The organism is Streptomyces synnematoformans (genome assembly GCF_039531005.1).
In the GTDB taxonomy this organism is placed as follows: Bacteria; Actinomycetota; Actinomycetes; order Streptomycetales; family Streptomycetaceae; genus Streptomyces; species Streptomyces synnematoformans.
Genome location: NZ_BAAAPF010000203.1, coordinates 1 through 13,427, shown reverse-complemented (window position 1 = coordinate 13,427; position 13,427 = coordinate 1). Strand labels below are relative to the sequence as shown.

Genomic DNA, 13,427 nt, shown 5'->3' with positions numbered 1-13,427 from the left:
CGCCGCAGCCGATGCCGCTCAGCGCCGCGCGGCGCCCACCGGCTGGCCGCCGCCGCCCGGGAGGCCGGCGCCGCCGCCCTCGGCCTCCTCGATGCCCTCGGTGATCTCCTCCAGCTCGTCGAGCCCGGGCGCCTTGTCGGCGATGTCGAAGCCGGCGCGGATGAGGACCATCGTCTCGGAGTTCGCCGGGGACGGGAACGCCAGCGACTGCACGTAGCCGTCGTCGCCCTCCTGGGTCACGACCTTCCAGCGCACGAAGTAGCCCTCCTCCCCGGCGACGGTGACCTCGCCGGACTCCACCTCGTCGTGCGAGGTGATGCCGCCGTACGCCTCGTCGCCGTAGGACGCCTCCGCGTTGGGCTCGATGTCCTTCTCCGCGACGCCCTTCGGGCTGGTCGCGTCGATGCCGAGCGCGAGGGCGGGTACGGAGTTCACCCCGCCGCGTACACAGGTGTCCTGCGGCGACGTCGGGCACTTGTACTCGCCGACCGACACCCCGGCCCCGATCTGCCCGGACTGCCCCTTCCAGCCGTCCGGCACCGGGATCTTGATGCCGCTGGCCAGGTCGGTGGCGAAGCCGTCCTCGCCGGGGACCTCCTGCGGCGGCTGCCCGCCGCCGGAGTCGCCGGGGTCGCGCTCGCCGTCCTCGGGGTCCTGCGGCGCGGGCGACCGGTCGGGGTCGCCGCCCGAGCCGCCGTCGGGGCTCTCTTCGGGGGCCGGCGAGCGGCTCTCGCCGTCGGGCCCGACGAGCACCGGGCCGCTGCCGCCGGCCTCGTCGCCGTCGTCCCCGCCCCATATCGCGTACCCGCCGGCGATGCCGCCGCCGACGAGGGCCGCGGCGGCCACGCCGATGGCGATTCCGAGGGCCAGCGGGCGCCGGCCCGGCCAGCGCCGCTTGCCCGGCGGGCCGACCGGTGGGGCGGGGCCGAAACCGAGCGGTTCGGCCCCGCCGGATATGACCTCCGTGGGGGCGTCGTTCGCGCCGCCGGGCGGAGTGTCCTGCTGGCCGGCCCCGCCGGGGCTCTGCGCAGGCACATCCGGGGCGACGGCGGCGGGCCTGACCTCGTTCGTCCAGCCCGCACCGTCCCACCTCCGCTCCCTCGGCGACTCGTCGTCGCTGCGGTCCGGGTCGGGATACCACCCTGCAGGTGCCATTCCACTCATGTATGCAGGCTATCGGGGCTCCCTGAGAACCGGATGAGAGCCGTCTGAGCCTTCTTTCCGTCCGGCTTTCCGCCCGGCTGCCGCAGCCCGTCCGCCTCCGGCGGCCGGCTCAGGGCCGGCGCTGCACGGAGAGCGCGGTGAGTTCCTCGATGTCGAACTGCGAGCGGCTGTTCGGTGGGCCGTAGCGGGTTAACTTCCCGCGGCTCACCCACTTCCGGATGGTTGCCTCCGACACCCCCATGGCCAGCGCGGCCACCTTGGTGGGGACGAGCCTGTGGTTCGGTGGTCTGCTCATGCCTCGCCGCCCTTCCGCTGCCGTTCCATCAGGTGCCTGAGCCGGAGCCACTCGTGCGTCTCCCACGCGTGCCCTGCCGTGCACGCGATCCTCCGGGCCGGCACGCTCTCGCCGGGCCGGAGGGTAGCGGTGATCGTCCCGTCACAGCCGTCCATGACGCATTCCTTGACGAAGGTGAAGTACTCGCTCGACTCCGGGTCGATGATCCGCCGCAGTTGCTTCACGAGGCTCTCGATCTCGTCGGCGAGATCCGGCGCGGCGGGCTGGGCGGTGAGCCAGTCCAGGTTCTCGGTGAGGAACCGCGCCAGGTCCGGAACGCTCCGCGCCGGCGCTGCGGTGCCCAGTTGGTCGACGACCGTCCCCGTCCACGACTCCAGCAGGGAGGAGAGGTGGTTGCGGGTGTCGAGCACGGCGATGTCGAGGTGGTCGACGTTGCGGGGTGCGGAGACCTTCGTCGGGTTGCTCGGTCTGCCCATCGCGGTCGGCGACGCCTGGTGCAGGCATTCCCGGTGCAGCGCGGGAAGCTCCTGCAGATGGTGCTCCATCTGTCTGACGCACGCACCGCACAGCAGGGAACCGGCGGCGGCACGGCGTTCACGCGTGTGGGCCCTGGCGCACGGGTGCGACCCCGTGGAAGCCCCTCCGTCAGGCAAATCGCTCCCCCAACAACCGCTCTGCATGGAAGTCCCGGGACGACCGGGACAGACGGCCGGACTGGTAGGTTCCGGTGGGCGGCGCCCCGACGGAACTACGGAGTCCGGTCTCCGGTCCGTCCGGGGCCGCACCCCCGCGGACGGTCCGCTCGGCAGCGGCCGGAGTTCCGTTATGGTCACGTCCCAGACTGTCCCGCGGGTCTTGCCGGTGACTTGCCGCTGGCTTGTCGGCGGCCCCCGGGCCCGCCCCCGCCGCAGGCCCCCGGAGGTATGGCTGACGGGCCGTCAGCCATCCGGGAGGTCGTGGAACGGTCGTGGAACGGGCGACCACGGGCCCCTCTGGCACGGCGGGCCGTCGCGTGTCACACTTTCCGGGCGTCCACCCTGCCCAAGTGCGGCTACGGAGGGTGAAGTCCCCCTCCGGTCCGTGTCCGGGCACACCCGGGCGTATCCCGTATCGGCCGGCCGCGAGCGCCCCTCGGACGAGAGGCGCGCCGCGGCCGTTTGCGTTCCCGTGCCGTTCCGGGGCGACCATCCGGTGTCCGGAGGGCGGTCGCCCCGGCGGAACGCCGGCGCCTGACCGCCCGGCCCGTGAACGCCGGCTCCTGACCGCCGGCTCCATGCCCGCGCTGCATGCGGCCGCCGCATGCGCGCCCGGGCCGTACCGGAACGTGCGCGACCGCCTGTCCTGCTCCTGTGCACCGGCAAATCCGCCACCCGGCCGCCGCTCCGGCGGCCGGGTCTCCGGCAACCCCGAAAGGAATGTGAACAATGAGTGATCGTCTGGCCGGCCATACAGCCGGCTCCGTCTCGCAGTCGGCGGGAGTGGGCGTCGACGGGCAGCGGCCCGGGGCGGCGGAGGCGCGGCGCAGAGTCGCGCGCCACCTGGCCGTACAGGTGGACGGCGAGGGTGCGCTGAAGGACCGGTGCGCCGGCCGGATCATCGAGTCCGCGCTGCTGCTGCTTCTGCTCCGTAAGGAGCGGGCGGCGCCGCGCGTGCAGAAGGAGCTGCAGGACTACCTGCAGCAGGCGCGGCCGAAGGGCATGCTGGAGCGGGTCGTCGCCGACGCGCTGTCCGGCCGGCCCTGCGAGGTCGACGACCTGCTCGCCGGCCTGAACCGGGCCCGGCACGGCTCCGGGGCGCGCAAGCGGCTGCTGCTGGACACGATCCTCAGCCTGTGCGGCGTCCTGCCGGACGGCACCCGCCCCGACCCGCGGGAGGTGTCCCCGCGGCCGCAGGCGGTGTGGACGGAGCTGACGCTGTGCGCGGCCACGATCCTGCACGCGCACGCCCACGCGGGCAACGCCGAGGCCGGGCCGGCCGGGGACACGGTCTCCGGGCAGGAGCTGCTGGACCACCAGGAGCTGCTGGTGCGGCGGCTGGCCGCCTTCCCCGTCCGGCGGGTGTGGGAGGGGAACGCGCTCGCCCACCTCGTGGCGCTGCACGCGCTGCACACCTACCGGCCCGGATGCGAGCTGATGCGGGACGGCATCGAGGCGCTGACCCGGCTGCGCGGCCCGGACGGCGGCGTGCCGTTCATCGACGGGCAGGAGATATTCGTGACCTCCCTGGCCGCGGTGGCGCTCGCGCCCGCGCCGGGGCACGAGCGGCTCGCGGCGCGGATGGGCCGGTACCTCGCCTCCCGGCAGCACGCCGACGGCGGCTGGGGGTACAACGAGGCCACCACCCAGACCGACGTCGACGACACCGCGCGGTGCGTGGAGCTGCTGCGGATGCTGGACGCGGCCCGGTTCCGCCACAGCATCGCGGCGGGCGAGGAGTACCTGCGCGCCCGGGCCAACGACGCCGGCGGCTTCCCCACGTACCTGCGCGGCCACACCTCGGACCTGGACATGACGGCCGGCGCGGTCATCGCCCTGCCCTGGAGCCGCTACGGCGACCTGCTCCGCCCCGCGGTCGACGTACTGATCGACGCCCAGCGCGAGGACGGCAGCTTCGAGCCCAGCTGGACGCTGAGCATGTCCAGCGCCATCCTGCGCATCCTGGACGCCCTGGCCTGCGTACCCGCCGACGAGACCGCGCTGCGGCGGCGCGCCGACGAGGCGGCCGCCAAGGCCGTGGCGTTCCTGGACGAGACCCGGGGCGGCGACGGCGGCTGGGGACACGTGCCCGGCAAGGACAGCGACGTGCTGTCCACCGCACAGGCCGTGGGCGCACTCGCCCGGCACGCCCCGCAGCTGAACCTCGCCAAGCCGCTGGCCTACCTGGTCGACCAGCAGCACGAGGACGGCGGGTTCCGCTCGATCGCCGACCAGGCGGGCCCGCGGCCGCTGCCCTTCGACTTCCCCGTCCTGGCCGACGTGCACGTCCTGACCGCGCTCAACCGCCTGATCGCCCACGGCACCGCCTGACAGCAGCGAGTTCCGGAAGGACCGGAAGGAGACGCCCTCATGAAAGGCTCCACGGCATACGCGTCGATACAGAAGCGCGGTCTGCACATCGGCCTGCTGCCGGAGATGGCCGCGGCCGTGAACGGCTCGACCCCGATCACGTTCGACCACGACCTGGACGTGCTGCCGGACGCCGGCCGCCGGATGACGGTCGCCCAGTACGCCGGCCACGTGGACGACCTCGCGGGCCGCTTATGGGCGGCCGGGGTCCGCCCCGACGACCACGTGGCGCTGCACAAGAGCCACAACGCCGACATCTGGCTGCTCGCGGCGGCGGCGTCGCGGATCGGCGCGGTGGTGGTGATGCTGTCGCCCGCGCTGGACCCCGACACCGTCGGGGCGCTGCTGGCGCGGGTGGGCCGGCCCCGGCTGCTCACCGACGTACGCAAGCTCGACGCCCTGGCCGAGGTCCCGCTGGCCGACGTGACCGAGCAGGTGATCTGCGTGGGCGGCGAGCGCCCCGGGGCGGTGGCGCTCGCCGGCCTGGCGGGCGCGCCGCGGGTCGCGCCGGTGGTCCGGCCCATCGACGAGGCCGCCGTGATCACCCACACCTCCGGCACCACCGGCCTGCCCAAGCTGGTGGTGCACACCCCCCGCACCCAGGGCGTGCGGCTGGTGCCGCAGTGGCGGCTGCTGGCGCTGCTGCGGGGGAAGGAGACCGTCGCGATCCACATCCCCTTCGTGCACTCCCGGATGGTCGCGGCGATGTCCCTGGCGCTGCTGAAGGAGTTCCCGGTCCTGCTGCTGCGCGAGTCCGACCCCGTGGTGGTCGCCGACCAGTTCCTCACCCACCGCCCGGTGCTCGTCGAGGCGCTGCCCAACTCGCTGATGGACTGGGAGCCGCTCACCGAGGACCCGCGCATGCCGTTCGGGCCGGTGAAGGTCTTCAGCAGCACCTTCGACGCGATCCACCCCCGCACGATGGGCCGGCTGCTGGCCTCGTCCCACCGCCGCGGGGCGCTGTTCTTCCAGATCTACGGGCAGAGCGAGGTCGGGCCGGCCGTCGGCCGCGCCTACTTCCGCCGCACCGCGCACAAGGCCAACGGCCGCTGCGTCGGCTGGGCCATGCCGGGCGGCGCCGCGCAGGTCCGCGTGGTCAGCCGCAACGGCCGGCCGGTGGCGGAGGAGAACCCCGGCTACATCGAGGTGGCCTGGGACGGCCTGGCCAAGAGCTACCTCGCCGAGCAGGACCGCTACGACACCAACCGCAACGGCCGCTGGTGGCGCACCGGCGACGTCGGCTACCGCACCCGCCTCGGCTGCCTGCACATGCTCGACCGCGAGGTCGACCTGATCCCCGGGGTGCGCAGCTCCCTGGAGATCGAGGACGTCGTACTCGACCGGATGCCGGAGCTGACCGAGCTGGTCGTGGTGCAGGGCGCCGACGGACAGCCCGTCCCGGTTCTGTGCACCGTCGACGACAAGCCGCTCGACCTCGACCGCTGGCGCGCCGCCGCCGCGGACTTCGCGCAGCTCGCCGACCCCGTCCACGTCCCCCACGCCGAACTGCCGCGGACCGCCACGCAGAAGGTGCAGCGCCTCGCGCTGGCCCGCCGGCTGGCGCAGCAAACCCACGTGCACGAATGAGTTCTCTGCACCCCACCGCCCGCCAGGGCGACGCACCAACTCATCCGAAAGGGGCACATGCCTTGACACCGCAAGCGACGCTCGCCCGACTCCGCGAATACATGGTGGGACCTTCACGGTTCATGAGCCTGCTGTCCTGCTTCGAGCTGGGCATCGTCGACAGGCTCAGAGACAACCCGGGAATGAGCGCCACCGAACTGGCCGACGCCGTCGGCACCAAGCCGGACGCGGTGGAACAACTCCTCTTCCTCATGGTCAAGGAGGGCTTCGTCGCCCACGACGAGACGTCGGGGGGCTACGCCCTCGACGCCCTCGCCCACGTCGAGGAGGCCGACCTCAAGCGCGCCCTGCGCTACATGAACCTGATCAAGGTGACGGCGCTGCGGCAGCTGTTCTACCTCACCGAGAGTGCCCGGACCGGCACCGTCGTCGGCCTGAAGGAGCTGTACGGGGCCGGCGGCACCCTCTACGACGCCGTCGCCGACCACCAGGACCTCAACGACGCCTGGCTGCCGCTGATGAACACGGTCACCGCCAACGCCGACCCGTGGTTCTTCGACCGGATCGAGATCCCGTCCGGGGCACAGGTGCTCGACCTCGCCGGCAACACCGGTCTGGGGGCCATCCACGCCTATCAGTACAAGAAGTCCCCGGGGCTGCGGGTGACCACCTTCGACCTGCCGGAGAAGGAGGCCGAGGCGTTAGCCAACTTCCGCGCCGAAGGGCTGGCGGACCACCTCTCCTTCGTCGGCGGCAACGTCTTCGACTCGATCCCCACCGGCTTCGACACCGTGCTGATCAAGCATTTTCTGGACATGTTCGACCGGGCCGACGTGCTGAGAATCCTGCGCGGCGTGCACGGCTCGCTGAATCCCGGCGGACAGGTCCACATCCTGGTGCCGGTGTACCCCGAGGACATCACCCGGACGGACAACTACAACGTCGACTTCTTCCCGGCCTTCTTCATCGGCTGCACCATGGGCCAGGGCGGCCCGCAGAAACTGTCGGTCTACCAGCGCTGGCTGGAGGAATGCGGCTTCACGGTGACGAACGCGGTCACCAAGGACGCCGCCGAGATACCGCCGGACGTCATCCCCGTCCAGGCCGTCATCTCCGCGACGAAGAACGCCTGAACCGCCCCGCCCGGGCGCTCCCGCCCGGCCCCGGGCGGGGCACCGGCCGATACCGCTGGCCGATACCGCCGCGGTACACACGGGGTCCCACGCGGGCCCGCACCGGCGCCGGTAGGCTGCCGAGTCGCCGGCGCTCCTGCGCCGGAATCCCGTACCAAGGCCACGTAGCAGAAGAGAAATGGGGACTTCGATGCACGAAACCTCTCCCGAGGGTGCACCCGCCCGCTCCCGCAAGGCCGTCATACCGGTCCAGGTCGTGGAGGGCGGCGGGCCGCTCACGTTCCTGCGGGTCATGGCCGTCCTGTGCCTTCTCATGATCCTGACGCAGGGGTTACTCGCCGGAATGCTCATGAACGGCGACGTCGACTCGATCGACCCGCACGGCGTGGGCGCCTACGTGTTCGAGGCGCTGGCATTGGTCCAGCTCGTGGCCGCCGTCATGCTGTGGCGCCGCAACCGCGAGCTGAAGTGGGTGCTCTCGGCGGGCATCGGCATCCTGCTGACCGCCTTCATCCAGGTCTTCCTGGGCCTGGAAAGCTCCACCTCCGCGCACGTCACCGTCGGCGTGCTGATGGCCGTAATGGAGACGACCCTCCTCATGCGGTGCCTGATGCTGCAGGTGGCGGAGCCGGAGCCGGAGCCCGCGCCCGCCTGACACCACCCGACACCGCGACCGACACCCTGGGCTGGACCCGCCGACCGGCGGGTCCAGCCCTTTCGTCTCATCGCACGCCCCCCATGGAGGACACATGTCAGAGAGCGCCGAGTTCGCCCACCTGTACCAGGCCATCGAGAAGTCGGCCCGGTTACTTGAGGTGCCCTACGCCCAGGACAAGGTGCAAGCGGTCCTGACGGCGTACAAGGACGCGATCCCGAAGACCCCGATCGCTTTCCGGATGGGCACCGGTGCGCGCTATTCGAGCGACGTCGACTGGCGCTTCACCATTCCCAAGGAACACGAAGACCCGTACACGGTCGCCGTGGCGCACGGCCTGCTTGAGCCCTCGGACCACCCCGTCTTCCCGCTGTACGGGGAGGTCCTCCAGCACTGCGGAATCCACTGCTACGGCGTCGACTTCGGCGTCGCGGGCGGCCTCAAGAAGCTGTACATCAACTTTCGGCCGGACGACATGGAACCGCTGTCCGCGTTCCTCGACATCCCGTCCATGCCGCCCAGCGTGGCCGAAAACTACGACTTCTTCGTCCAGCACGGCATGGGCGGCCCGCAGATGCCCATGTTCGCGATCGACTACCGCTACCGCACGGCGAACCTGTACTTCGGCGGGCTCACCGCCGAGCCCCTCGCGCCGGACACCGTCCGGTCGATCTTCAGCAGGCTGCAACTCCCGGAGCCGAGCGAGCGGCTGCTCAAGCTGAGCGGCCGGGCCATGGGCGCCTACGCCACGCTGAGCTGGGACTCCTCAAAGATCGAGAGGTTCGCCTTCACCATCCCGGCCGGGGACGTGTCGGAGCTGCCGGTGCCGATGGAACCGGAGATCCAGAAGTTCCTGGAGGACGTCAAGGGCGAGGTCGCCGACGACTCCAACAGGTTCGTCTACTACGTCGCCATGTCGTCCACCGGCGAGGAGCTGTACAAGTTCCAGTCGTACTACCGGTACGAGCCCTGGCTCAAGGAGCTGATGACCCTCAACGGCCAGGGCCGGAGCAGCTGACCGGCCCCGCCCGCCCGGCCCGTGCCGGCGGCGTCGCGAGCGCCGCCGGCACGGAGGGCCGACTCCCCTCGGAGACCGGTGATTTGGCCGAACTCCGCCTGTCCGCAATCTTGGTACGGGTACTCACAAGTACTATCATTTAGGGATGAGTACTCATAAGGACATCATCAAGCAGTACCTTGACGGGGTCGACCGCGGCGACGCGGAGGCGGTCCTGCCCCTGGTGACCGACGACGTCCTGATGGAGAAGAAGGGCCAGCCGGCTCTGCGCGGCAAGGAGACGCTCCGCGCCGTCATCGACAACAAGGACGGCGCCGCCAGCGTCGTCCACAAGGACGTCGGCGAGCAGCCGCGCCCGACCCACAAGGTCGAGCGCATGATCGAGGAGGGCGACACCGTGGCCGTCAGCGGCACGGTCCTCGTCCCCCTCCCCAACGGCCAGTTGGAGATGCTCTTCTCCGACTACATCACCTTCCGCGGTGACCTGATCAGCAGCCTGGAGAGCTACATGATCGCCCCGGCCGGGCCGCAGGGCTGACCACCGGCCGGCACCATCCCCCCACCCAGTCGACCGTCTGACGAGCGGGGCGGCTCCGTCGGCCGCCCCGTTCGACTTCCGCGGGAGCCTCCCGGAGCACCGATGCGGGGCATGCGTATTCGGCCACGTCCCGCAAGTCGCATGATCTTGTCCCCCGGCCACGGCGTGGGCAGACGCGTCCGGACGTCTATCTTCTAAGTTCGACGCCCTGCCGAAACCAGCAGCGCACGGGCTTCGCACATCGCCGCATGGGGGATTGATGTCTGCAGAACCGGCAATCGAACGTTTGTGTGTAGCCGCTGAAGACGCGGCCGGAATCGTGGGCCTGGAGTGCCCGCGCGAGAAGATGACGGCGGTGCTGACCGCGTTCCCGAACGTCGTCACCGACTCCACCGTGGTGTTCAACGTCGTGAACAAGGGCGGCCGCGTCGGGGACATGTCCTTCGACTTCACGGTGCCGCTGGCCGCGGGCGACCCCTACGAGCGGGCCCTGGCCCACGGCCTCGCCGAGGAGACGAACCACCCGGTGCGCGGCATGTTCGCCGACATGCTGACCACGCTCCCCGTCGACTGCTACGGCGTCGACTACGGCGTCAACGGCGGCTTCAACAAGGCGTACGCCGTCTTCCCGATGGGCCGGCTGCAGGAGCTGGACAAGCTCGCCGCCGTTCCCGCCATGGCCGACACGCTGTCCAAGTGGATGGGCCTGCTCGTCGACTACGGCCTGGACGGCAGGGTGTCGACGGTGGCGGTCGACCACGCGAACCGCACCTGGAACGTCTACTTCAACGGCCTGTCCGCGGAGCACTTCGAGCGCCCCACCCTCCAGGCGATGATCCGCAACTTCGGACTGCCGGAGCCGAGCGCGCGGCTGCTGGACTTCGCGGAGACCTCCTCGGCGCTGTACCCCACCTTCAGCTGGGACTCCCCCGAGATCGAGCGGGTCAGCTTCTCCACCCGCACCACCGACCCGAACGCGCTCCCCGCACACGTGGAGCCGAAGCTCGGCGCCCTCGCCGCGAACGCGCCGTACACCTACGACGGCGACCGCAGGCTGGTCTTCGCCGGCGCGCTGACGACCGGCGGGGAGTACTACAAGCTGGCGACGTACTACCAGATGGCCACGGCCGCACACGACCGCGTACGCCGCGGCAGCTGACACCCGGGCGGGGGCGCCGCCCGCCCCGTCGCACGCCCCCGCCCGCTCCGCCCTTGCCCCGCCGGCCCGCCGCCGGCCGTGTAACACGCCGGAAAGACGGGGGGACTAGGGTGGCCGGACCCCGGGCCGGGACGGCGCCCGGAGGACCGGAGCCGGAAGGGCGGGTGGGGCGCGTGCGGCTGACTCCCCGGGAGCAGGAGCGGCTGCTCATCCACGTGGCCGCGGACGTGGCCGAGAAGCGCCGGGCGCGCGGGCTGCGCCTCAACCACCCGGAGGCAGTCGCGCTCATCACCGCCCACGTGCTCGAAGGCGCCCGCGACGGCCGCAGCGTCGCCGACCTGATGGCCTCCGGCCGCACGGTGCTCACCCGCGACGACGTCATGGAGGGCATCCCCGAGATGCTGCGCGACGTGCAGGTGGAGGCGACCTTCCCGGACGGCACCAAGCTCGTCACCGTCCACGACCCCCTCACCTGACGGGAGACGGCCGTGATCCCAGGAGAGATCCGCCACGGCGACGGGGCCGTCCGCCTGAACGAGGGCGCGGACGTCGTACGGCTCACCGTGCTCAACGCCGCCGACCGGCCGGTCCAGGTCGGCTCCCACTACCACTTCGCCGAGGCCAACCCGGGCCTGGAGTTCGACCGCGCCGCCGCCCGCGGCCGGCGCCTCGGCGTCGCCGCGGGCACCGCCGTGCGCTTCGAGCCCGGCGTGCCCGTGGCGGTCGAGCTGGTTCCGCTCGCGGGCCGGCGGGTGGTGCCGGGGCTGCGCGGTGAGACGGGCGGGGCGCTGGACGACGCGGTCGAAGGCGGGTCGTCGGACGGCGGGTCGTCGGACGGCGTGCCGGTCGAAGGCGGGCCGCTCGACGGCGGATCGCTCGATGGCGGGGCAGCCGATGGCTGAGCTGTCCCGGGCCGCGTACGCCGACCTCTTCGGGCCCACCACCGGCGACCGCATCCGGCTCGCCGACACCGACCTGCTGATCGAGATCGAGGAGGACCGCGCCGGCGGCCCGGGCCGCGCGGGCGACGAGGCGGTCTTCGGCGGCGGCAAGGTCATCCGCGAGTCCATGGGCGTCTCCCGCGCCACCCGCGCCGACGGCACCCCCGACACCGTGATCACCGGCGCCGTCGTCCTCGACCACTGGGGGATCGTCAAGGCCGACGTCGGCATCCGGGACGGGCGCGTCACCGCGCTCGGCAAGGCCGGCAACCCGGACACCATGGACGGCGTACACCCCGAGCTGGTCATCGGCCCGGAGACCGAGATCATCGCGGGCAACGGCAAGATCCTCACCGCGGGCGCCGTCGACGCCCACGTCCACTTCATCTGCCCCCAGCTCGCCGACGAGGCGCTCGCCGCCGGCGTCACCACCCTCATCGGCGGCGGTACGGGCCCCGCCGAGGGCAGCAAGGCCACCACCGTCACCCCCGGGCCGTGGCACCTGGCCCGGATGCTGGAGGCCATGGACGACGTCCCCGTCAACGTCGGCCTGCTCGGCAAGGGCAGCACCGTCTCCAGCGACGCGCTGCTCAGCCAGCTGCGCGGCGGCGCGCTGGGCTTCAAGATCCACGAGGACTGGGGCGCGACACCCGCCGTCATCGACGCCTGCCTCGCCGTCTGCGAGGAGACGGGCGCCCAGCTCGCCCTCCACAGCGACACGCTCAACGAGGCCGGCTTCGTCGGCGACACCCTCGCCGCCCTCGCCGGCCGCACCGTCCACGCGTACCACGCCGAGGGCGCCGGCGGCGGCCACGCGCCCGACATCATCACCGTCGTCTCCGCCCCCCACGTCCTGCCCAGTTCCACCAACCCGACGCGCCCGTACACCGTCAACACCGTCGAGGAGCACCTCGACATGCTGATGGTCTGCCACCACCTGAACCCCGCCGTGCCCGAGGACCTCGCCTTCGCCGAGTCCCGCATCCGGCCCTCGACCATCGCCGCGGAGGACGTCCTGCACGACCTCGGCGCCATCTCCGTCATCTCCTCCGACTCCCAGGCCATGGGACGCATCGGCGAGGTCGTGCTGCGCACCTGGCAGACCGCGCACGCGATGAAGAAGCGGCGCGGCGCGCTGCCCGGCGACGGCCGCGCCGACAACCTGCGGGCGCGCCGGTACGTCGCGAAGTACACGGTCAACCCGGCCGTCGCCAACGGCGTCGACCACGAGATCGGCTCCGTCGAGCCCGGCAGGCTCGCCGACCTCGTCCTGTGGGACCCCGCGTTCTTCGGCGTCAAGCCGCACCTGGTGCTCAAGGGCGGCCAGATCGCGTACGCGCAGATGGGCGACGCCAACGCCTCCATCCCCACCCCGCAGCCGGTCCTGCCGCGCCCCATGTACGGCGCCGCCGGCCGCGCCCCGCACGCCAACTCCGTCTCCTTCGTCTCCCCCCTCGCGCTGGACGGCCACCTCCGCGACCGCCTGGGGCTGGGCAAGACACCGGTCGCGGCCCGCTCCACGCGGTCGCTGACCAAGGCGGACATGAGGCTGAACGACGCGACCCCGGACGTACGGGTCGACGCCGACAGCTTCACCGTGACCATCGACGGCGACGTGGTCGAGCCCGCCCCGGCGGCGGAGCTGCCCATGGCCCAGCGCTACTTCCTGTTCTGAACCGTGGTCGTGCGGAGGCGGAAAGGGGGCTGCGCGTGACCCGCGCCGCGCTGCTCGTGCTCGCCGACGGCCGCTTCCCCGCCGGCGGCCACGCCCACTCCGGCGGCGCGGAACAGGCCGTCGCCGCCGGGCGGATCACGGACGCCGCGGGCCTGGCGGCGTACTGCCGCGGCCGACTGCACACCGCCGGTCTCACC

Annotated in this window: 12 protein-coding genes and 3 pseudogenes; 11 read left to right on the top strand and 4 right to left on the bottom strand. The window is 72.1% G+C overall.

Going from position 1 to position 13,427, the window contains the following annotated elements; all coding sequences use genetic code 11:
• Positions 1-18: 18 nt before the first annotated feature.
• From ABD317_RS25020 to ABD317_RS25010, 4 genes and pseudogenes are all read right to left on the bottom strand, one after another.
• Positions 19-846, bottom strand: a complete 828-nt coding sequence (locus ABD317_RS25020) for a hypothetical protein (protein ID WP_425582432.1) — start codon at positions 844-846, stop codon at positions 19-21.
• A 201-nt stretch (positions 847-1,047) separates the two neighbouring features.
• Positions 1,048-1,155: pseudogene (locus ABD317_RS37890) on the bottom strand (DUF2510 domain-containing protein); the annotation flags it as partial.
• A gap of 118 nt (positions 1,156-1,273) precedes the next feature.
• Entirely contained in the window at positions 1,274-1,459 is a 186-nt protein-coding gene (locus tag ABD317_RS25015) for a MerR family transcriptional regulator (RefSeq protein WP_027754676.1), read from the bottom strand.
• A complete protein-coding gene (locus ABD317_RS25010) occupies positions 1,456-2,004 on the bottom strand; it encodes a hypothetical protein (protein ID WP_344292183.1) in 549 nt (182 codons plus the stop codon). The genes ABD317_RS25015 and ABD317_RS25010 overlap by 4 nt, the downstream gene beginning before the upstream one ends.
• Positions 2,005-2,883: 879 nt before the next feature.
• On the opposite strand from ABD317_RS25010, the gene ABD317_RS25005 reads away from it, so the two are divergent.
• From ABD317_RS25005 to ABD317_RS24955, 11 genes and pseudogenes are all read left to right on the top strand, one after another.
• Positions 2,884-4,485: a prenyltransferase/squalene oxidase repeat-containing protein gene (locus ABD317_RS25005; RefSeq protein WP_344292181.1), complete on the top strand. Its 1,602-nt coding sequence runs from the start codon at positions 2,884-2,886 to the stop codon at positions 4,483-4,485.
• Between the two features lie 39 nt (positions 4,486-4,524).
• Complete coding sequence (locus ABD317_RS25000; RefSeq protein ID WP_344292179.1) at positions 4,525-6,111, top strand: class I adenylate-forming enzyme family protein; 1,587 nt, start codon at positions 4,525-4,527, stop codon at positions 6,109-6,111.
• Between the two features lie 101 nt (positions 6,112-6,212).
• Entirely contained in the window at positions 6,213-7,244 is a 1,032-nt protein-coding gene (locus ABD317_RS24995; RefSeq protein WP_027754679.1) for a methyltransferase, read from the top strand.
• A 190-nt stretch (positions 7,245-7,434) separates the two neighbouring features.
• The gene (locus ABD317_RS24990; RefSeq protein WP_344292176.1) at positions 7,435-7,899 is read left to right on the top strand and encodes a hypothetical protein; all 465 of its coding nucleotides are present in this window, start codon (positions 7,435-7,437) and stop codon (positions 7,897-7,899) included.
• A 94-nt stretch (positions 7,900-7,993) separates the two neighbouring features.
• On the top strand, positions 7,994-8,917 hold the full coding sequence (locus tag ABD317_RS24985) for an aromatic prenyltransferase (RefSeq protein WP_344292173.1): 924 nt from the start codon (positions 7,994-7,996) through the stop codon (positions 8,915-8,917).
• A 145-nt stretch (positions 8,918-9,062) separates the two neighbouring features.
• Positions 9,063-9,455 (top strand): nuclear transport factor 2 family protein, encoded by a 393-nt coding sequence (locus ABD317_RS24980; protein WP_027754680.1) that lies wholly within the window; start codon positions 9,063-9,065, stop codon positions 9,453-9,455.
• Between the two features lie 259 nt (positions 9,456-9,714).
• The gene (locus ABD317_RS24975) at positions 9,715-10,614 is read left to right on the top strand and encodes an aromatic prenyltransferase (protein WP_344292170.1); all 900 of its coding nucleotides are present in this window, start codon (positions 9,715-9,717) and stop codon (positions 10,612-10,614) included.
• A 173-nt stretch (positions 10,615-10,787) separates the two neighbouring features.
• Positions 10,788-11,090 (top strand): urease subunit gamma, encoded by a 303-nt coding sequence (locus ABD317_RS24970; protein ID WP_027754682.1) that lies wholly within the window; start codon positions 10,788-10,790, stop codon positions 11,088-11,090.
• A 12-nt stretch (positions 11,091-11,102) separates the two neighbouring features.
• Positions 11,103-11,408, top strand: a pseudogene (locus ABD317_RS24965) (urease subunit beta); the annotation flags it as partial.
• A 100-nt stretch (positions 11,409-11,508) separates the two neighbouring features.
• On the top strand, positions 11,509-13,230 hold the full coding sequence (locus ABD317_RS24960) for an urease subunit alpha (protein ID WP_344292167.1): 1,722 nt from the start codon (positions 11,509-11,511) through the stop codon (positions 13,228-13,230).
• Positions 13,231-13,265: 35 nt separating this feature from the next.
• Positions 13,266-13,427, top strand: a pseudogene (locus tag ABD317_RS24955) (urease accessory protein UreF); the annotation flags it as partial.

Excerpts from the sequence above, each read along its gene's own strand:
- ABD317_RS25015 (WP_027754676.1), bottom strand. The coding sequence starts at position 1,459 with ATGAGCAGACCACCGAACCACAGGCTCGTCCCCACCAAGGTGGCCGCG.
- ABD317_RS25010 (WP_344292183.1), bottom strand. The coding sequence starts at position 2,004 with ATGGAGCACCATCTGCAGGAGCTTCCCGCGCTGCACCGGGAATGCCTG.
- ABD317_RS25005 (WP_344292181.1), top strand. The coding sequence starts at position 2,884 with ATGAGTGATCGTCTGGCCGGCCATACAGCCGGCTCCGTCTCGCAGTCG.
- ABD317_RS25000 (WP_344292179.1), top strand. The coding sequence starts at position 4,525 with ATGAAAGGCTCCACGGCATACGCGTCGATACAGAAGCGCGGTCTGCAC.
- ABD317_RS24995 (WP_027754679.1), top strand. The coding sequence starts at position 6,213 with ATGGTGGGACCTTCACGGTTCATGAGCCTGCTGTCCTGCTTCGAGCTG.
- ABD317_RS24990 (WP_344292176.1), top strand. The coding sequence starts at position 7,435 with ATGCACGAAACCTCTCCCGAGGGTGCACCCGCCCGCTCCCGCAAGGCC.
- ABD317_RS24985 (WP_344292173.1), top strand. The coding sequence starts at position 7,994 with ATGTCAGAGAGCGCCGAGTTCGCCCACCTGTACCAGGCCATCGAGAAG.
- ABD317_RS24980 (WP_027754680.1), top strand. The coding sequence starts at position 9,063 with ATGAGTACTCATAAGGACATCATCAAGCAGTACCTTGACGGGGTCGAC.
- ABD317_RS24975 (WP_344292170.1), top strand. The coding sequence starts at position 9,715 with ATGTCTGCAGAACCGGCAATCGAACGTTTGTGTGTAGCCGCTGAAGAC.
- ABD317_RS24960 (WP_344292167.1), top strand. The coding sequence starts at position 11,509 with ATGGCTGAGCTGTCCCGGGCCGCGTACGCCGACCTCTTCGGGCCCACC.